We start from the raw sequence: 18,765 nt of genomic DNA on the forward strand, positions 1-18,765 counted from the left end.
TAAAGCAAACTTTTTGACATAAAAGTTAGGAATTAAATATTATTTAGTTACTTTTGCAAAAACGAATCAGGAAGGCAGAAATAAGACAAATATATGAATGTAGCAATCATAAAATACAATGCAGGAAACATTTTCTCAGTGGATTATGCTTTAAAGCGTATTGGAGTGACACCTGTCATAACATCCGACAAGGAGACACTTCTTAAAGCTGACAAAGTGATATTTCCAGGCGTAGGTGAGGCTGAAACCACAATGAAATATCTGAAAGAACAGAATTTGGATATATTGATAAAGGATTTAAAGCAGCCGGTTTTAGGAATATGCTTGGGTATGCAGCTTATGTGTAAATATTCCGAAGAAGGAAATACAGAATGCCTAGGAATTTTTGATACAGATGTAAAGAGATTCTGTCCGCAAAGACACATTGACAAGGTGCCACACATGGGTTGGAACACTATCGAGAATACCGTAAGCCCTCTATTTAAAGGGTTCGACAAGGATGAGTATGTTTATTTTGTCCACAGCTATTATGTTCCGCTGAACGATTTCACAGCCGCACGTACCAACTACATTCTTCCTTACAGTTCTGCGCTGCACAAAGACAACTTCTATGCCACACAGTTCCACCCTGAAAAGAGTGGAAAAACGGGAGAAAGAATCTTGAGAAATTTCTTAGAACTATAAACACATAATAATATTATGATAGAAATAATTCCTGCCATAGACATAATCGACGGAAAATGCGTCCGCCTCTCAAAAGGAGACTATGACTCTAAAAAGATATACAATGAAAATCCTGTTGAAGTAGCAAAAGAATTTGAGGCATACGGTATAAGACGATTACACGTAGTTGACCTGGACGGAGCCAAATCAAAACATATTGTCAACTATAGGATCTTGGAGCAACTGGCCGGAAGAACCTCTCTTATTATCGATTTCGGAGGAGGAATAAAATCGGATGAAGACCTTATTATAGCTTTCGATAACGGTGCACAGATGGTTACAGTGGGAAGTATAGCAGTAAAAAATCCTCAACTGTTCGAAAAATGGCTGAACAAATACGGTCACGAACAGATAATCCTGGGAGCCGACGTAAAAGACAACAAAATAGCTATTAACGGCTGGAAAGAAGAAAGCGACATTATGCTTGAAGATTTTCTGAACGATTATACAGCCAAAGGAGTATCTAAAGTTCTTTGCACAGACATAAGCAAGGACGGAATGCTGGAAGGCCCGTCAATAGAACTTTACAAAAACATAATGGCAAACCATCCGGACATGCATCTGATAGCCAGTGGAGGAGTAAGCTGCCTGGATGATATATACAGACTGGATGAAGCAGGTATTCCTGCAGTGGTATTCGGGAAAGCCATATATGAAGGTAAAATCAAACTAAAGGACTTGTCCGATTTATCAAACTCTGACAAACAAGACTGATTATGCTTGCAAAAAGAATTATACCATGCCTTGACATAAAAGACGGACAGACCGTAAAAGGTACAAACTTCGTAAATCTGCGTCAGGCAGGCGACCCGGTGGAATTGGGAAAAGCTTATAGTGAACAAGGCGCAGACGAGCTTGTTTATCTTGACATCACAGCCAGCCACGAAGGAAGAAAAACATTTACAGATCTTGTGAAGCGAATAGCTGCACAGATTAACATTCCCTTCACCGTAGGCGGCGGAATAAACGAACTTAAAGATGTTGACAGATTGCTCAATGCCGGAGCTGATAAGGTATCTATAAACTCCGCAGCAATAAGAAATCCGATGCTTGTGGATGAAATAGCAAAACACTTCGGATCACAAGTTTGCGTTGTAGCCATTGATGCCAGACAGACAGCCAATGGCTGGAAATGTTATCTTAACGGTGGAAGAGTGGAAACCGAAAGATACCTTTACGAATGGGCAAAGGAAGTCAATGACCGTGGCGCAGGAGAAATCCTGTTCACAAGTATGGATCATGACGGAGTGAAAACCGGATATGCCAACGAAGCATTGGCGCATCTGAGCGAGACACTGGACATTCCTGTAATCGCCTCAGGCGGTGCCGGAAAGATGGAGCATTTCAGAGACGCATTTACTTTGGGTAAAGCAGACGCTGCACTCGCTGCAAGCGTGTTCCACTTTGGAGAGATACCTATAATGAAACTGAAAGAGTATCTTCATAAAGAAGGTATTTCCGTAAGACTTTAAATATACATGCATATTAACCGAAAAAAGATTATAGAATTATGGAATTGAATTTTGACAAAATGAACGGACTGGTTCCTGCCATCATACAAGACAACTACACTCAGAAAGTACTTATGCTGGGCTTCATGAACGAAGAAGCATACCAGAAAACAGTAGAAACAGGCAAGGTAACTTTCTTCAGCCGCACAAAGAACAGACTTTGGACCAAAGGTGAAGAAAGCGGAAACTTCCTGAACGTGGTATCTATAAAGGCCGACTGTGATAACGATACTCTCCTCATAATGGTGAACCCTGTAGGACCTGTCTGCCACCTTGGCACAGATACTTGCTGGGGAGACAAAAACGAGCAGGACATAATGTTCCTTAAAGAGCTTCAGGACTTCATCTGCAAACGACATGAAGAAATGCCTGAAAAATCATATACAACAAGTCTCTTCCAGTCGGGAGTGAACAAAATGGCACAGAAAGTGGGTGAAGAAGCCGTTGAAACTGTAATCGAAGCATGCAACGGTACTGACGAAAGACTTATTTATGAAGGAGCAGACCTCCTCTATCACCTTATAGTATTGCTTACTTCGAAAGGTTACCGTATAGAAGATCTGGCAAGAGAACTGAAAGAACGCCACAGTGAAACCTGGAAAAAACATTAATCGATGAGCGAAGCACCACTTATATCATACAGCAATGTAAGTATCTGGCAACAGGAACAGGAGATTCTGGAAAATATCAATTTCAGCATCAATCCAGGAGAGTTTGTCTATCTTATAGGTAAGGTAGGAAGCGGAAAATCCACTTTCCTGAAATCCATATATGGCGAACTTGACATAAAGGATGGTAATGCTACAGTGCTGGGTTATGACATGAAAAGTATAAAAAGAAAACATATCCCTGCACTAAGAAGAAGAATAGGTATCGTTTTTCAGGACTTCCAGCTACTTACAGACCGTACGGTAAAAGAAAATCTGGAATTTGTACTGAAAGCAACCGGATGGAAAAACAATAACGACATCCAGGCCAGAATAACAGAAGTTCTTACGCAGGTAGGGATGGAAACCAAAGGATACAAGATGCCTAACGAACTGTCCGGAGGCGAACAGCAGCGAATTGTAATAGCCAGGGCAATCCTGAACAAGCCTGAACTTATTCTGGCAGACGAACCGACAGGTAATCTTGATGTAGAAACCGGTCATCGTATTGTTGAGCTCCTCAGGGAAATATGTTCTCAAGGCTCGGCGATAATAATGACCACTCACAATATAAACTTGCTTTCGGAATACCCCGGCAAAGTATATAAATGTGAGTCGCATAAGCTGGAAGAGCAGCAGAATTCATAAAAAAATCAAACATGAACGTAAAATCGGCATAAAAACAAAAAGAAATTGATTATTATTGCTAATTTTGCATTCTGATATTTAATTATTAACAATCCATTAAAATTCGAAACGTAAAATGAAGGTTTTAAAGTTTGGAGGAACATCAGTAGGCTCTGCACAGAGAATGAAAGATGTTGCCAAATTGATTTCTGACGGCGAGCAGAAAATAGTAGTACTCTCCGCAATGTCGGGTACAACTAACACATTAGTTGAAATTTCGGATTATCTGTACAAGAAAAATCCTGAAGGTGCGAATGAAATCATCAATAAGCTGGAAGCAAAGTATAAACAGCATATAGATGAACTTTATTCTACCGAAGAATATAAACAGAAGACATTGGAATTCGTAAAGTCAGTATTTGACTATATCCGTTCATATACAAAAGACATTTTCACTTTGTTCGAAGAAAAGGTTATCCTGGCTCAGGGAGAAATCATTTCTACAAACATGGTGACAAACTACCTTTGCGAACAAGGTATCAATGCTGTTCTTTTGCCAGCATTGGAATTCATGCGTACTGACAAGAACAGCGAACCTGACCTGACTTATATCCGTGAGAAATTAGCCCTTCAACTTGAAGCAAATCCAGGATATGAAATCTATATCACTCAGGGTTATATCTGCCGAAACGCTTACGGCGAAATAGACAACTTGCAGAGAGGTGGTAGCGACTACACTGCATCTCTGATCGGTGCGGCTGTTAACGCTTCTGAAATCCAGATATGGACTGATATCGACGGTATGCACGACAATGACCCTCGTATCGTTGAGAAGACTTCTCCTGTACGTCAGTTACACTTTGAAGAAGCTGCAGAACTGGCTTACTTCGGTGCAAAGATTCTTCATCCTACATGTGTGCAGCCTGCTAAATACGCAAATATCCCAGTAAGACTGCTTAACACTATGGAGCCAAGCGCACCTGGTACACTTATCTCTAACGAAACAGAGAAAGGCAAGATTAAAGCAGTAGCAGCAAAAGACAATATCACTGCTATCAAGATCAAGTCAAGCCGTATGCTGCTTACTCACGGATTCCTCCGCAAGGTATTCGAAATATTCGAAAGCTACCAGACTGCCATCGATATGGTTTGTACTTCAGAAGTTGGAGTATCGATGTCTATCGACAATACAAAGCACCTCAACGAAATTGTTGACGACCTGAAGAAATACGGTACAGTTACTGTTGATCAGGACATGTGTATCGTATGTGTGGTAGGTGACTTGGAATGGGAAAACGTAGGTTTCGAATCTAAAGCTCTTCAGGCTATGAAAGAAGTTCCCGTTCGTATGATTTCATACGGAGGAAGCAACTACAACATCTCTTTCCTTATCCGTGAAGAAGACAAGAAACGTGCACTGCAGTCTCTGAGCGATGTTTTATTCAACAATAAATAAAACTCTATAATACAAAGGCGAATGGCTGTGGATTGATATATCCAGACCATTCGCTTTTTTTGTAAAAACAGCTACAAACGAAAATAAAAAAACAGAACACTTTATGAAAGGTACATTCCCTATCGGAAAATTCCGCGAAATGGAAACTCCATTCTATTATTATGATGCAAATCTGCTTCGCGAAACTCTTCAGACTATAAAGGATGAAAGTGGCAAATACAATAAATTCTGCGTTCATTATGCCGTTAAGGCAAATGCCAATCCTAAGGTTCTCAGTATTATCCGCGAAAGCGGACTTGGTGCCGACTGTGTAAGCGGCGGAGAAATCAAAGCGGCTATAAAGGCTGGATTTCCTCCAAGCAAAATAGTATATGCAGGAGTAGGTAAAACAGACTGGGAAATCAATCTCGGACTGGACTACGATATTTTCTGCTTCAATGTAGAATCTGTTCCTGAACTTGAAGTCATCAACGAACTTGCAGCAGCCAAAGGCAAAATTGCAAGAGTGGCTTTCCGTATCAATCCTGATGTAGGTGCACATACTCACGCCAACATCACAACAGGTCTTGCAGAAAACAAGTTCGGTATCAGCATGAACGATATGGACTATGTCATCGACCGTGCACTGGAGATGAATAATGTGAAATTTGTAGGACTTCATTTCCACATCGGTTCACAGATTCTTGATATGGGTGACTTTGTTGCTCTCTGCAACAGAGTGAACGAACTGCAGGAAAAACTGTTTGCACGTCAGATTATCGTTGAACACATCAACGTAGGTGGCGGACTTGGTATAGACTACGCTCATCCTAACCGTCAGCCGATACCTGATTTTGCAGAATACTTCAAGACATACCACAAACATCTGCGCCTTCGTCCGCAGCAGACACTGCATTTCGAACTGGGACGTGCAGTAGTTGGGCAGTGCGGTAGCCTCATCACAAAGGTTACTTACGTAAAACAGGGAACAAACAAACAGTTTGCAATCGTTGACGCAGGTATGACAGACCTTATACGTCCGGCTCTGTATCAGGCATATCACAAGATAGAAAACATAACTTCAGACGAGGCTATGGAAACATACGATGTAGTGGGTCCTATCTGCGAATCATCAGATGTTTTCGGAAAAGCTATCGACCTTAACAAAACTAAGAGAGGCGACTTGATAGCCCTTCGTTCGGCAGGAGCATACGGTGAAATAATGGCATCGGCATACAACTGCAGAACACTTCCGCAAGGATATACATCCGACGAACTTATTTAAGAAACAAAACACACAAGCTAAGGCTCCTTCATGGCTAAATAAAAACCATCGAAGGAGCCTTTTTTCTGAAATTTTGAACTACTTTTGCATGACTTTTCAGAAAACAAAATAAGATATGATAAACATAGACTATAATTCGGCTATTCTATTTTTGCAGATATTCTGCGGACTGACATTTTTAATACAGTTATACTATTTTCTTGTTCCGTACAGCAGATTATTCAAAAGCAACAAAATACAGAACAAACTTCAAGAAAACACAAACTGTCCTCCCCTATCTGTCATTATAGTTACAAAAGACTCTGCCAGCATGCTTAAAGACAACCTGCCGGCAATCCTCGAACAGGATTATCCGGAGTTCGAAGTAATCGTAGTAAACGATGAATCGGCAGGTGAAGATGAGGATATACTTAAGATTCTTGGCAGCAGATACCGTCATCTATACCGCACATTCATTCCTAAATCTGCACGATACGTCAGCAGAAAGAAACTTGGAGTGGCAATGGGTATCAAAGCCAGCAAATACGACTGGATTGTTGTGACAGAGCCTTATTGTAAACCTGAAAGCAAAGACTGGTTAAAAAGTTTGTCAAGAAACTTTGTACCGGGAACAGACATTGTACTGGGCTACTGCAATTACAGCTATGGCAAAGGAATATTCGCTAAAAGAATAATAACGGACATGCTGATGGTTTCAATGCGCTTCCTAGGAAAAGCTATCGGCGGAAATCCGTATATGGGAATAGGAAGAAATATGGCATACCGCAAGGATATATACTTGCAGCACAAAGGTTTCTACAATCAGCTTACACTGTCAAGAGGTGACGATGATTTGTTTATCAACGAAATCGCAGACAGCAGAAACACAAAAGTATGTGTAGATTCAAACAGCATAATGCGTATGCCCTTACCTAAATACAGGAAGACATGGAGAGACGACAAAATAGGATATGAAGTAACCGGAAACCATTATAAAGGAACAGCCAGAATATCAAACAGCCTGGAAACATGGTCTGCCTGGCTGTTTAATCTATCGGTAATAGTAGCTTTGTGTATTGGAATATTGAATAAAGAATGGATCTTCACCTCATGTATCTTCGCTGCATGGCTGATAAGAACAATAACAGCTATGACAGTTTTCTTCAAGACAGCAAAAGCCATGGGAGAAAAAGTTTCTGCATATCTTTTTATATATGATATTATGCGCCCACTATACAGTCTGAGCCTGAAAATAGGATATATCACCCGCCACAAGAGTGACTACATGAGAAAATAGTCACACACTTATACATTATTTATTGAACAATTCGAACGTAAACTTACAACCTACAGAGGTAAATTTTCCACGTTCATTCCCAATAAATACACCGGCATCAAATATGTGTGTACCTATACCATAGCCTATTTCGAAATAAGGATTAAGGTGAGGCATAAACAATATTCCGGCATATATTCTTTCCTTCTGAATGAAGGAAAGAAGCTTGCTGACAGGATAAAGCAATATGAACGGTGATTCATAAGTCATATTTCCACGTACATAATGGCTTGAAGCATTATACCATCTTCCATCGAGCATCTGAAAAGTACCTCCAATATCATCATTCCATCCCTGAGGAAGATTTCTGTTTGCAAAATTTACATAGTCCACAAAATACACATCCTCCTGATTCAGAAAGAATCCGCATCCTACATGATATGCAATGTTGTGAATATCCCTGACCTTGATAATTTGTTCTGCAGACAACTCCAGACGCTCATACTCACCTGAGCTTTTAAAGACCTTGATACCTCGCTCATAGTCAGCTATGAAAGTTGGATAATACGAACCCACATTAACCTTTCTGTTTCCATTCATATAATAATACATTCCAGGAGTCCATTCTATCCTCACACGTGGAGCGAAACTGTTATATTTTGAACGAACCCTTGCATCCAACTCCGGAGTGCTTTTCGTATATCTCCAATGCATTGAAAGACCCGTCCAAAGATTCAATCCGTTTATTATCTCTATATTATGTGAAAGACTTACGTATATATCCTTGAAATAATCCAAATTCAATCCGTCAAAAGAAAATGTACTGTCAGGCATAGCAGCAAGCTGATCAAGCACAACACTACTATAAATTCTGTTACCATTTCCAACATGCAATTCCAAAGCGCCGTGTTTCCTTGGATTATAAACATACTCTACGTCAGCCTTGGCGTACAGCTCCTTCTTGGTAAAATTGAAACCTATCTGGGGGGCTATCCTCAACAAACGCCCGTCATAAAACAATTTGTTATATTTATAAACCTGCCTGTATGATATACCATTGCGATGACTGTAACTAAGCAACAGAGGATTAATTATAGGCGAACAGTTAATACTTCCCACTTTGGGCAAGTCAATATCATAGGAGTTTATCAAAGCATCACCCACCTGTCCCAGGAAGACCTGACTTTTCGGCTTCTTCAGGTTCTCTATAGAATCTTTCACCCATTTTTGCCTGTCAATCATCTTCCGGTCTATTTTATCCTTATAGAGCATCTCTTCTTCATATGTAAGCGGGAAAGGCCTTATTTTTGAAAACGAATCAATATCGGTCACCAGACGTGTGGTATCACAAGTCAATGTATATGAATTCGACAGATTATATTTACTTCTGTCTTTTTTCAGATATATAATCTCTCCAAGTTCAGTGAATTTTACCTCAGTATAATCCAGCCATCCATAATACCTCATCTGCAAATGATTTTTCAAAAACTTGAAATTCATATCAATATCCATATAGCACGGGAGAAATTTCGTCTGCGGAGTATTACCCATGTTGGCCTTTATCCTGAAATCTATCAAATCATACTCTCCTTCAAAATCAAAACTGTGTACTGACCAATCATCGGCATAAAGCCACATATAACCGTCAACAAGTTTCGTACTCTTATACTTAGGCTGAACACGTATCTTACAGCAAGGCTTATTGTCTATTATCGACACACTGTCCAGCATATATTTATAATGAACTTTAGACTGGCTGTTTAACGGCGACAACACCTTATCGCCCATTAATGACGACGAATAAACATTGAACTTCATATAGTCCATGATATCAAATATCTGCCCTCTCTGGCTCCTGAAAGTAGATACCATAGCCTTTATCTTTCTGTCATAAATGGAAGGAGCAGTATATTGAAGTTCACTTATTGACTCGTGCATATAGTTACGGATACTATCCTCAAGCTTGAACATCGACGGGATATACTTTATAATCCTGTTACGGTTATGCACTGTTATAGTACCTTTCAGATACATATTTGCCTTGTAACTCTTTACCTCATTGGAATAAATGGATGCCGACGAATACATCTTACCCAAAATAGAATCAGGAACAACACGGTCTTTGGGAAATAGCGAAACGATATTCTCTGATTTCCCAAACCACGGCATCATTATACAAAAGCATATTAAAAACAGACGCACTAAATTCAACCTTGTATATTTTAGCATATACGACATAACAGAAACAAAAATAATCAAAACCCGTTGAAACTGTTATTTTTAATCGTAAAAAAACAGTTTTTTAATTTTTTATTCTTACCTTTGTGCTATATAACACGTTTTTATAACATCTATGGTAAAAAAAGAATTATCTGAGACTGAGATTGCCGAAAGTATTCCCGATTTATGGCAACCATTAACAGACGCTCAAAGAGATTATCTAGCGCAAAACTTTACAATTCAAAAGTATAAGAAAAACGAAACAATCTATTGTGAAGGGGAAACTCCTAAGCACTTAATGTGCCTGCTTAAAGGAAAAGTAAAAATCTATAAAGACGGGGTCGGCGGAAGAAGCCAGATAATAAGAGTTATCAAAGACAAAGAATACTTCGCCTACAGGGCATATTTTGCCAATGAAAATTTTGTTACTGCAGCAGCTGCATTCGAGCCTTGTACAATATGTCTTATACCAATGACATGTATAGTAAAGCTTCTGGAGGAAAATGCACAGCTTGGACTTTTCTTCATCAGACAACTTTCTATAGATTTGGGTATTTCGGATGAAAGGACAGTAAGCCTTACACAGAAACATATACGCGGAAGACTTGCAGAATCTTTGCTGTTCCTGAAAGATACATACGGAGTGGAAGAAGACCAATGTACACTTAGTATATACCTCTCACGCGAAGACTTGGCAAACTTGTCGAATATGACAACATCGAACGCAATACGTACGCTTTCAAACTTTGCCTCAGAAAAACTTATAATAATTGACGGAAGAAAGATAAAACTTATCGACGAAGAAAAGCTGAAAAAAATCAGCAAGATAGGTTAATCCCACCAAAAGATGATATATAAAACGAAATGTCCGATACAAAGTAATAACTATTGTATCGGACATTTCGTTTTATATCACTTTTATTATTCATATCTGATGGAACGCGCAGGATGAATTCTGCTTATAAGATAAGATGGGCCCACGAGCATCAATACAGATACAATCAATGTAAATAGATTAAGCAAAATATAAATCAGAACATTCAGCTCAATAGGCACAGAGCTTACATAATATACAGACGGATCAAGCTTCACCGGTTCGAAGAAATACTGTATCAGACAAAGTGAGAGTCCAATCACATTTCCCCACAACATTCCCCTGCCTATCAGGAACACTGAGAACGAAAGGAATATCTTCCTTATGGAATTATTGTCCGCCCCCATAGCTTTCAGCACACCAATCATGTTGGTACGTTCAAGTATTATTATCAGCAAACCTGAAATCATGGTAAAACCTGCCACTCCGGTCATAAGTATCAATATCACCCAGACATTGAGATCAAGCAAATCGAGCCATGCAAATATCTGTGGATTTGCCTCAACTATGGTACGCGAGAAATAGTTCTGTCCGTATTTATCAGAGGATTCAAATAATCCGGTACGAATATCATCATTCACAGCATCAATACGCGAATAGTCATCCACATTTATTTCTATACCGCTCACCTGGTCAGCTTCCCATTTATTGAGACGGTTCACTGTATAAATGTCTGTCAGCAGGAAATAATCATCAAAAGCCGAGAAATTTGTCTGGTAAATAGCCGAAACAGTCAACCTTCGTGCACGTACGTTATCATCAACATAATAAGTATAAATCCTGTCACCGGTCTTAATATTCAGCTTGTCGGCTATAGATTTGGAGATTATCACACTATTGGTGGCAACAGTATCTGTAAAAACCGGTATCTCTCCTTCAACGATATGTTCACGGATATAACTCAGGTCATACTCCTGCCCCACTCCTTTCACCACCATACCCTGGAAATTGTCTGATGTCATTATCATACCCGGTTTGACCGAATACCGCTGTACATGAGTTATATCAGGCTTTTGGGACAACACCTCCATCAGGCTGTCGCTTGCCTGAATAGGAGCCGTCATATAAAGCTGCGCATCGTCAAGGCTGGTTATGATAACATCAGAAGCAAGTCCTACCACCTTGTCGCGCACCTGATTTTTGAAGCCGATAACCACTGCCACCGAGACAATCATCACGGCAAGACCAATAGAAATGCCGGCCATAGCAATGCGCACAGCCGGCTTTGATACCTCTTTGTTTCCGTCGTTATTCTTGTAGATACGACGGGCAATGAACAATTTCCAATTCATATTTTATTCGTCAACTCTTCCCGGATATGCCTCCAGTGCCTTTCTCAGAACGAAAAGCGAACGAACCAAATCTTCTTTCTTCAACACATAAGCCAGTCGGACTTCATTCTTTCCGGCTCCCAGTGTAGTATAGAAACCGCTTGCAGGGGCAAGCATAACTGTTTCACCCTCATATTCGAATTCAGACAGACACCATGCGCAGAACTTCTCACTATCGTCAACAGGAAGTTTAGCTACAGTATAGAAAGCACCCATAGGTATAGGTGAATATACACCTGGGATTCTGTTCAGTCCGTCTATCAGACATTTTCTGCGCTCGACATACTCGTCATAAGTCTCACGTGAGTATTCTTCAGGCTCGTCAAGGGAAGCCTCGGCAGCAATCTGACCAATCAATGGAGGACTAAGCCTTGCCTGACAGAATTTCATCACAGCCTTACGTACATCAGGATTCTTGGTAATGAGGGCACCGATACGGATACCGCATTCAGAATACCTCTTCGATACAGAATCTATCAAGACCACATTCTGTTCAATACCCTGAAGATGGCATGCAGATATATAAGGTGAACCTGTATAGATAAACTCCCTATAGACTTCGTCCGAGAACAGGAACAGGTCATACTTCTTCACCAAATCGCGTATCTGGTTCATCTCCCTGCGTGTATAAAGATATCCGGTCGGATTATTAGGATTACATATAAGGATACCTTTCGTACGTTCGTTTATGAGTTCCTCGAACTTTTCTACCTTAGGCAATGAAAATCCTTCCTCAATGGTAGTTGTTACGGTTCTGATAATAGCACCGGCTGAAATTGCAAAAGCCATATAGTTGGCGTATGCAGGTTCAGGAACTATAATTTCGTCACCCGGATTAAGGCAACTCATGAAAGCGAACAACACGGCTTCCGATCCACCTGTGGTGATGATAATGTCGTCAGCAGTAAGATTTATGTCGTATTTTTTATAATAACCTACCAGTTTTTCACGATAGCTCCTATATCCCTGGCTCGGACTGTATTCCAGAACAGTACGGTCAATGTTACGAATTGCCTCAAGGGCCGCTCTTGGAGTAGGCAGGTCAGGCTGACCTATATTCAAGTGATACACATGAATACCTCTTTCTTTCGCAGCTTCGGCCAATGGTGCCAATTTTCTGATTGGCGATTCTGGCATTTCGTTTCCTCTAATGGATATTTGTGGCATAATTTATTATGTTATATAAAATTTTGACTGCAAATATAAACTGATTAGCTAAATAAAACAACTAACCGACAAGAAAGTTTTGTCCGTTTTCGTACACCGTTAACAAATAAATACTATCTTTGTCAAACTAAATTATACGTACTATTTAATTTAAAAAAGTAAAAAGACATGATGCATAATTGGTTTGAATGCAAAATCAGATACGAAAAAGTAGCGGAAAACGGTATGAACAAAAAGGTGACAGAGCCTTATCTGGTAGATGCCTTGAGTTTTACTGAAGCTGAATCAAGAATAATAGAAGAAATAACACCATTCATAAGCGGTGAATTCACTGTCTCAGACATAAAGAGAGCCAACTACAGCGAACTCTTTTTCTGTGAAGACGATGAAGCCGACAAATGGTTCAAATGTAAATTATATTTCATCACTCTTGACGAAAAGAGTGGAGCAGAAAAGAAAACAGCAACAAACGTACTTGTACAGGCTGCCGATCTGAAGGATTCAATCAAGAAACTTGACGAAGGCATGAAAGGAACAATGGCAGACTATGTCATAGCATCTGTAGCCGAAACAGCTATCATGGACGTGTATCCATATTCAGCAGAGCCTGACGTGAAACCTGAGTTTCCGGATGCAGCAAACAGATAAGGAGAAAACCAATCATGGATATAAAAGCAATATTGAGTGAGATAAAGGCAGAGTTGCCACAAACCACGCAACTCGTAGCAGTATCGAAATTCCATCCGGCAGAAGCCATAAAAGAAGCTTATGATGCAGGACAGAGAATTTTCGGAGAAAGCAAGGTACAGGAGTTGGAGGAAAAGCACACCATCCTTCCGAAAGACATTGAATGGCATTTCATAGGTCACTTGCAGACAAACAAAGTGAAATACATTGCACCATATATATCTATGATTCATGCCGTAGATTCATACAAGCTGCTGGCAGAAATAAACAAGCAGGCGGCAAAAGCAGGCAGGATTATACCTTGCCTGCTTGAAATACACATTGCGCAGGAGGAAACAAAATTCGGATTCACTCCCGAAGAATGCAAAGAAATGCTCAAAGATGGCAGCTGGAAAGAACTGAAGAATGTATGCATAAGCGGAATAATGGGTATGGCAACAAATACCGATGATGACGCAATGATAGAAAGCGAATTCACCAAGCTTGCCGCATACTTCAACGAGCTGAAGTCAACAGTTTTCAAGGACTGCGACTCATTCAGAGAACTGTCAATGGGAATGTCGGACGACTATCATCTGGCAATAAAGCATGGCAGCACACTTGTAAGAATCGGAAGTAAAATTTTTGGAATAAGAAACTATTAAAATCATATTTATTATGACACAATTATCAACAACTTTTGCAGGATTAAAACTTAAAAATCCTGTTATCGTAAGCAGTTCAGGTTTAACTAACAGCGTAGAGAAAATCAAAAAACTGGAAGCTGCAGGTGCAGGTGCCGTTGTTCTGAAATCAGTATTCGAAGAACAGATAAACATACATGCAGGACAGATGAGTGGATACGGAGCTCCTGAAGCCGACGATTATCTTAATGCATATGTACGTTCGAATGCGTTAAACGAACACATCGAACTCATTAAAGAAGCCAAGAAATCTTGCAGCATACCTGTAATAGCAAGCATCAACTGCTACTCGACAAGCGAATGGACAGACTTTGCAAAGCATATGGAAGAAGCAGGTGCAGACGCACTTGAAATCAATATCCTTTCATTGCAGTCAGAAAAAGACTATACATACGGAAGCTTCGAACAGCTGCACATCGATGTATTGAAAAACATCAAGAAAGCTGTAAACATTCCTGTGATAATGAAACTGGGCAGCAACCTTACTAACCCTGTAGCACTCATCAATCAGCTTTATGCCAACGGAGCCGCAGCAGTAGTATTGTTCAACCGTTTCTACCAGCCTGACATCAACATTGACACAATGACTTTCACAAGCACTAACGTGATGAGTGAATCAAATGAACTTGCTGAAAAAATCAGATGGACAGCTATAGCTTCTGCATCAGTTCCACAGATAGATTACGCTATCTCAGGTGGTGTTCACTGCGGTAAAGGTGTAATCAAATCAATTCTTGCCGGAGCAAGCGCCGTAGAAGTATGCAGCGCAATCTACAAGTACGGCGAAAAGGAAATAGCTGAAATGCTTAGAGAGCTTACTTCATGGATGGAATCAAAAGGCTACGAAAACATTGAAAGCATGAAAGGCATCATGAACGCTAAAGCTGCAGGAAGCGTAAACCCATTCGAAAGAACACAGTTCATGAAATACTACAGCAACCACGAATAATGTAAATATACAAGCTTGATATAACACGAAAAGGTGTTCCCGATAATAGTTAAAAAACATTATAAAAACTATTATTCGAGAACACCTTTCATTTTATTACGTTTTATTGACAAATAATTGGAATAGTAATAACTAAATTGTATATTTGCACTACACACTGAATTTTGTGCACAATCAAATAATCAATTATGGAAAAAAGTTTTATAGCTTTCATCGAAGAAAGTATCAAGAAAAATTGGGATCTTGATGCTCTGACAGACTATAAAGGCGCCACACTCCAATATAAGGACGTAGCCAGAAAAATCGAAAAACTTCATATTCTTTTAGAAGAAAGCGGTGTCAAACCGGGTGACAAAGTAGCCCTGTGTGGTAGAAACAGCTCGCACTGGGGAGTAGCATTTCTGGCTATTCTTACATATGGTGCTGTCGCAGTACCTATTCTTCACGAATTCAAGCCGGACAATGTACACAATATAGTAAATCACTCTGACGCACGCATCTTGTTTGTGGGCGATATGGCATGGGAAAACCTCAATGAAGCAGAAATGCCGTCACTCGAAGGTATCATACTTATGACAGACTTCACTCTGCTGGTATGCAGAAGCGAAAAGCTCCTTTATGCCAGAGAACATCTTAATGAAATGTTCGGTAAGAAATTCCCTAAGAACTTCCGACGCGAACATGTGTCATACCGTCGCGACAATCCTGAAGAACTTGCAATCATAAACTACACTTCAGGTACAACAAGTTTCTCTAAGGGAGTAATGCTTCCATACAGATCATTGTGGTCTAACACACAGTTTGCATTCGAAGTACTGTCACTCAAACCAGGCGACAGAGTAATATCAATACTTCCTATGGCGCACATGTACGGTCTGGCATTCGAATTCATATACGAAATGTGTACAGGATGCCACGTATATTTCCTTACACGTATGCCTAGTCCGAAAATCATATTCCAGGCATTTGCAGATGTCAAACCGAACATTGTAATATCAGTTCCTCTGATTATTGAAAAAATAATCAAGAAAAATGTACTTCCTAAACTGGAAACCCTCAAGATGAAAATACTGCTCAAAGTACCTATCATCAACGACAAGATAAAAGCTACTGTCAGAGAGCACATGGTACAGGCCTTCGGAGGAAATTTCTACGAAGTAATCATTGGAGGTGCAGCATTCAATCAGGATGTGGAAAAACTGCTCAAGAGTATAGAGTTCCCATACACGGTAGGCTACGGAATGACTGAATGCGGTCCTATAATCTGTTACGAAGACTGGCAGCGTTTCAAACCGGGCTCATGCGGTAAAGCCGCTCCGCGTATGGAAGTAAAGATAGACAGTCCCGATCCTGAAAACATTGTAGGTGAAATCATTACCCGAGGTGATAACTTGATGCTTGGATATTACAAGAATCCGGAAGCCACAGCCCAAGCAATAGATAAAGACGGTTGGCTTCACACCGGCGACCTTGGAATAATGGACAAGGATGGCAATATCACAATAAAGGGAAGAAGCAAAAACATGCTTCTGGGACCTTCAGGACAGAACATATATCCTGAAGAAATAGAGGATAAACTTAACAATATGCCATTCGTGTGCGAAAGCATTATCATACAACAGGAAGACCATAAGCTGGCTGCTCTGATATACCCTGATTTCGATGAAGCCTATTCACACGGAATGAGCAATGCAGATATAGAAAAAGCAATGGAAGAAAACCGTACAACACTCAACTCCGAACTTCCGGCTTATTCACAGATTGCACGAGTTAAGATTTACCCTGAAGAATTCGAGAAGACCCCTAAGAAGAGTATAAAACGATTCTTGTATCAAGACGTTAAATAATAAATGAAAAAACACTCTACAAATATCAGAATGTTCCTGTCAGCTATAATCCTGACAGGAACAATGTTATCCCCGATATATGCTCAAGAATACGGCTTAAAGAAGGGAAGGAATATTTCCTTGAGCATAAACAGCCACAAACCCGATACACGCAAGACATATTTCAATCTTGGCTTGTTCAGTAATTACCAGAATCTTAACGGAACCAGCATCAATGTCATCTCCGATGTAGTACACCAAAGATCATCAGGACTCCAGTTGTCAGGATTTGTAAACATCGTAGGCAACAGAAGTTCCGGAATGCAGGTGGCTGGTTTGGCCAATATATCCGGAATAAAATCTCACGGACTAAGAATTGGAGGACTATTCAACATCAGCGGACGATCAACATTCGGTGCCCAGATTTCCGGTATAGGTAACCTGGCAGGCAACAATCAGAAAGGTCTCATGATTACCGGACTCATGAATATGGGCTCAGTAGATATGAAAGGTCTTATGATATCAGGCCTTGCCAATATAGCAGGAAACGAGCATAAGGGAATTGGTATAGGCGGTCTTACCAATGTAAGTGGTGGAGACATGCGGGGAGCACAGATTTCATCATTGATGAACATAGCCGGAAACAGTAATAAAGGTTTACAGTTTGCGGCACTGAGCAACGTGAGTGTAATTAATCAGGGAGTACAGATCGGTGCTATTGCCAACTACTCCGGTGATAACAAAGGATTGCAATTGAGTATAGCCAATGTAAGCAATAAATGCAGCAAAGGTGTACAGATAGGAATATTGAATATAAACGGCGACAGTTGCGCACGTCAGGTAGGTATAATCAATATAAAACCACAGACACGTACACAACTCATAATATCCGGCGGCAATCTGAATAAAGCCAATGTTGCCGTAAGATTCAAAAACAAAATGATTTACACACAGCTGGAAGCCGGAATGATACTTGGTGAACTTACCGACAAAGCTTCTGTGGCAGGTACATACAGAACAGGTCTTGCATTTCCGCTAATAAAAAACAGACTTCACCTGAATACCGACATAGGATATAGCCATATTGAAACACTTGGCAATACCAATGTACCAAACAGGTTATATTCAATTCAGCCGAGAATAGGACTGGAATACAATCCTCTGAAGAGATTGGGAGTTTTCATTGCCGGTGGTTATTCATGGACAAGAACATATAAGAATAACCAGGCATACTCAAAAAATCCAACTGTTGAAGCAGGTCTGGTAATCTTCTAACAAATCATTTTATAAAAAATCAAAACGGCATTCAAGCCTTTTTCATAGCCGAAAAAAAAACGTGCGCACGTTCAAAGTAAAATGTGCGCACGTTTTGTATTGAATGTGCGCACGTTTAAAATGAAATGTGCGCACGTTTTATTTTTATCTATAAATATAAATGAAGTGTACTGAATTTGGTTGTCAGTTTGTGTTGTAACTCCTGACCAAGTTGACTGGTTAAACATTATATTCCTAACAAGGTTGTCAGTTATGCAAAAGTACAACAAA

Annotated in this window: 17 protein-coding genes; 14 read left to right on the plus strand and 3 right to left on the minus strand. The window is 40.0% G+C overall.

The features are described 5' to 3' along the window. The first annotated feature begins 93 nt into the window (after positions 1-93). From hisH to H6A61_RS03840, 8 genes are all read left to right on the plus strand, one after another. Entirely contained in the window at positions 94-684 is a 591-nt protein-coding gene (gene hisH / locus H6A61_RS03805; RefSeq protein ID WP_154043028.1) for an imidazole glycerol phosphate synthase subunit HisH, read from the plus strand. Between the two features lie 15 nt (positions 685-699). After that, positions 700-1,437 carry a 1-(5-phosphoribosyl)-5-[(5-phosphoribosylamino)methylideneamino]imidazole-4-carboxamide isomerase gene (hisA, locus tag H6A61_RS03810; RefSeq protein WP_204391126.1) on the plus strand — a complete coding sequence of 246 codons (738 nt, stop codon included), beginning with the start codon at positions 700-702 and terminating at the stop codon, positions 1,435-1,437. A gap of 2 nt (positions 1,438-1,439) precedes the next feature. Then, a complete protein-coding gene (gene hisF, locus H6A61_RS03815; RefSeq protein WP_154043030.1) occupies positions 1,440-2,195 on the plus strand; it encodes an imidazole glycerol phosphate synthase subunit HisF in 756 nt (251 codons plus the stop codon). A gap of 38 nt (positions 2,196-2,233) precedes the next feature. Then, positions 2,234-2,845, plus strand: coding sequence for a bifunctional phosphoribosyl-AMP cyclohydrolase/phosphoribosyl-ATP diphosphatase HisIE (gene hisIE, locus H6A61_RS03820; protein ID WP_154043031.1), 612 nt, complete (start codon positions 2,234-2,236; stop codon positions 2,843-2,845). A gap of 3 nt (positions 2,846-2,848) precedes the next feature. After that, a complete protein-coding gene (locus H6A61_RS03825; RefSeq protein ID WP_154043032.1) occupies positions 2,849-3,529 on the plus strand; it encodes a cell division ATP-binding protein FtsE in 681 nt (226 codons plus the stop codon). 115 nt (positions 3,530-3,644) lie between these two features. Continuing rightward, positions 3,645-4,964 (plus strand): aspartate kinase, encoded by a 1,320-nt coding sequence (locus H6A61_RS03830; protein ID WP_154043033.1) that lies wholly within the window; start codon positions 3,645-3,647, stop codon positions 4,962-4,964. Between the two features lie 103 nt (positions 4,965-5,067). Further along, a complete protein-coding gene (gene lysA / locus H6A61_RS03835) occupies positions 5,068-6,228 on the plus strand; it encodes a diaminopimelate decarboxylase (protein ID WP_154043034.1) in 1,161 nt (386 codons plus the stop codon). Between the two features lie 115 nt (positions 6,229-6,343). Continuing rightward, positions 6,344-7,504: a glycosyltransferase gene (locus tag H6A61_RS03840; RefSeq protein WP_204391128.1), complete on the plus strand. Its 1,161-nt coding sequence runs from the start codon at positions 6,344-6,346 to the stop codon at positions 7,502-7,504. A gap of 15 nt (positions 7,505-7,519) precedes the next feature. Here the strand turns inward: H6A61_RS03840 and H6A61_RS03845 are convergent, their stop codons facing one another. Beyond that, entirely contained in the window at positions 7,520-9,655 is a 2,136-nt protein-coding gene (locus H6A61_RS03845; protein WP_239469098.1) for a DUF5686 family protein, read from the minus strand. A 181-nt stretch (positions 9,656-9,836) separates the two neighbouring features. Here H6A61_RS03845 and H6A61_RS03850 point away from each other — a divergent pair, with 181 nt between their 5' ends. Beyond that, positions 9,837-10,538, plus strand: coding sequence for a Crp/Fnr family transcriptional regulator (locus tag H6A61_RS03850; RefSeq protein ID WP_154043037.1), 702 nt, complete (start codon positions 9,837-9,839; stop codon positions 10,536-10,538). An 86-nt stretch (positions 10,539-10,624) separates the two neighbouring features. On the opposite strand, the gene H6A61_RS03855 is transcribed toward H6A61_RS03850, so the two are convergent. After that, a complete protein-coding gene (locus H6A61_RS03855; protein WP_204391130.1) occupies positions 10,625-11,869 on the minus strand; it encodes an ABC transporter permease in 1,245 nt (414 codons plus the stop codon). 3 nt (positions 11,870-11,872) lie between these two features. Beyond that, positions 11,873-13,075, minus strand: coding sequence for a pyridoxal phosphate-dependent aminotransferase (locus H6A61_RS03860; RefSeq protein ID WP_204391132.1), 1,203 nt, complete (start codon positions 13,073-13,075; stop codon positions 11,873-11,875). A gap of 168 nt (positions 13,076-13,243) precedes the next feature. Between H6A61_RS03860 and H6A61_RS03865 the strand changes: the two genes are divergently transcribed. The 5 genes from H6A61_RS03865 (at position 13,244) to H6A61_RS03885 (ending at position 18,495) form a co-directional block, all read left to right on the plus strand. After that, positions 13,244-13,723, plus strand: a complete 480-nt coding sequence (locus H6A61_RS03865; RefSeq protein WP_154043040.1) for a DUF4494 domain-containing protein — start codon at positions 13,244-13,246, stop codon at positions 13,721-13,723. A 14-nt stretch (positions 13,724-13,737) separates the two neighbouring features. Next, positions 13,738-14,406: a YggS family pyridoxal phosphate-dependent enzyme gene (locus H6A61_RS03870; protein WP_204391134.1), complete on the plus strand. Its 669-nt coding sequence runs from the start codon at positions 13,738-13,740 to the stop codon at positions 14,404-14,406. A 13-nt stretch (positions 14,407-14,419) separates the two neighbouring features. After that, entirely contained in the window at positions 14,420-15,394 is a 975-nt protein-coding gene (locus H6A61_RS03875; protein WP_204391136.1) for a dihydroorotate dehydrogenase-like protein, read from the plus strand. A gap of 188 nt (positions 15,395-15,582) precedes the next feature. After that, positions 15,583-17,241 (plus strand): AMP-binding protein, encoded by a 1,659-nt coding sequence (locus tag H6A61_RS03880; RefSeq protein ID WP_204391138.1) that lies wholly within the window; start codon positions 15,583-15,585, stop codon positions 17,239-17,241. A gap of 3 nt (positions 17,242-17,244) precedes the next feature. Continuing rightward, on the plus strand, positions 17,245-18,495 hold the full coding sequence (locus H6A61_RS03885; protein ID WP_204391140.1) for a hypothetical protein: 1,251 nt from the start codon (positions 17,245-17,247) through the stop codon (positions 18,493-18,495). Positions 18,496-18,765: the final 270 nt, after the last annotated feature.

Origin of the sequence: Bacteroides caecigallinarum (assembly GCF_016901995.1) — a bacterium.
Lineage (GTDB): Bacteria > Bacteroidota > Bacteroidia > Bacteroidales > Bacteroidaceae > Phocaeicola > Phocaeicola cellulolyticus.

Coding starts and splice junctions, on each gene's coding strand:
- hisH (WP_154043028.1), top strand. CDS start 94: ATGAATGTAGCAATCATAAAATACAATGCAGGAAACATTTTCTCAGTG.
- hisA (WP_204391126.1), top strand. CDS start 700: ATGATAGAAATAATTCCTGCCATAGACATAATCGACGGAAAATGCGTC.
- hisF (WP_154043030.1), top strand. CDS start 1,440: ATGCTTGCAAAAAGAATTATACCATGCCTTGACATAAAAGACGGACAG.
- hisIE (WP_154043031.1), top strand. CDS start 2,234: ATGGAATTGAATTTTGACAAAATGAACGGACTGGTTCCTGCCATCATA.
- H6A61_RS03825 (WP_154043032.1), top strand. CDS start 2,849: ATGAGCGAAGCACCACTTATATCATACAGCAATGTAAGTATCTGGCAA.
- H6A61_RS03830 (WP_154043033.1), top strand. CDS start 3,645: ATGAAGGTTTTAAAGTTTGGAGGAACATCAGTAGGCTCTGCACAGAGA.
- lysA (WP_154043034.1), top strand. CDS start 5,068: ATGAAAGGTACATTCCCTATCGGAAAATTCCGCGAAATGGAAACTCCA.
- H6A61_RS03840 (WP_204391128.1), top strand. CDS start 6,344: ATGATAAACATAGACTATAATTCGGCTATTCTATTTTTGCAGATATTC.
- H6A61_RS03845 (WP_239469098.1), bottom strand. CDS start 9,655: ATGATGCCGTGGTTTGGGAAATCAGAGAATATCGTTTCGCTATTTCCC.
- H6A61_RS03850 (WP_154043037.1), top strand. CDS start 9,837: ATGGTAAAAAAAGAATTATCTGAGACTGAGATTGCCGAAAGTATTCCC.
- H6A61_RS03855 (WP_204391130.1), bottom strand. CDS start 11,869: ATGAATTGGAAATTGTTCATTGCCCGTCGTATCTACAAGAATAACGAC.
- H6A61_RS03860 (WP_204391132.1), bottom strand. CDS start 13,075: ATGCCACAAATATCCATTAGAGGAAACGAAATGCCAGAATCGCCAATC.
- H6A61_RS03865 (WP_154043040.1), top strand. CDS start 13,244: ATGATGCATAATTGGTTTGAATGCAAAATCAGATACGAAAAAGTAGCG.
- H6A61_RS03870 (WP_204391134.1), top strand. CDS start 13,738: ATGGATATAAAAGCAATATTGAGTGAGATAAAGGCAGAGTTGCCACAA.
- H6A61_RS03875 (WP_204391136.1), top strand. CDS start 14,420: ATGACACAATTATCAACAACTTTTGCAGGATTAAAACTTAAAAATCCT.
- H6A61_RS03880 (WP_204391138.1), top strand. CDS start 15,583: ATGGAAAAAAGTTTTATAGCTTTCATCGAAGAAAGTATCAAGAAAAAT.
- H6A61_RS03885 (WP_204391140.1), top strand. CDS start 17,245: ATGAAAAAACACTCTACAAATATCAGAATGTTCCTGTCAGCTATAATC.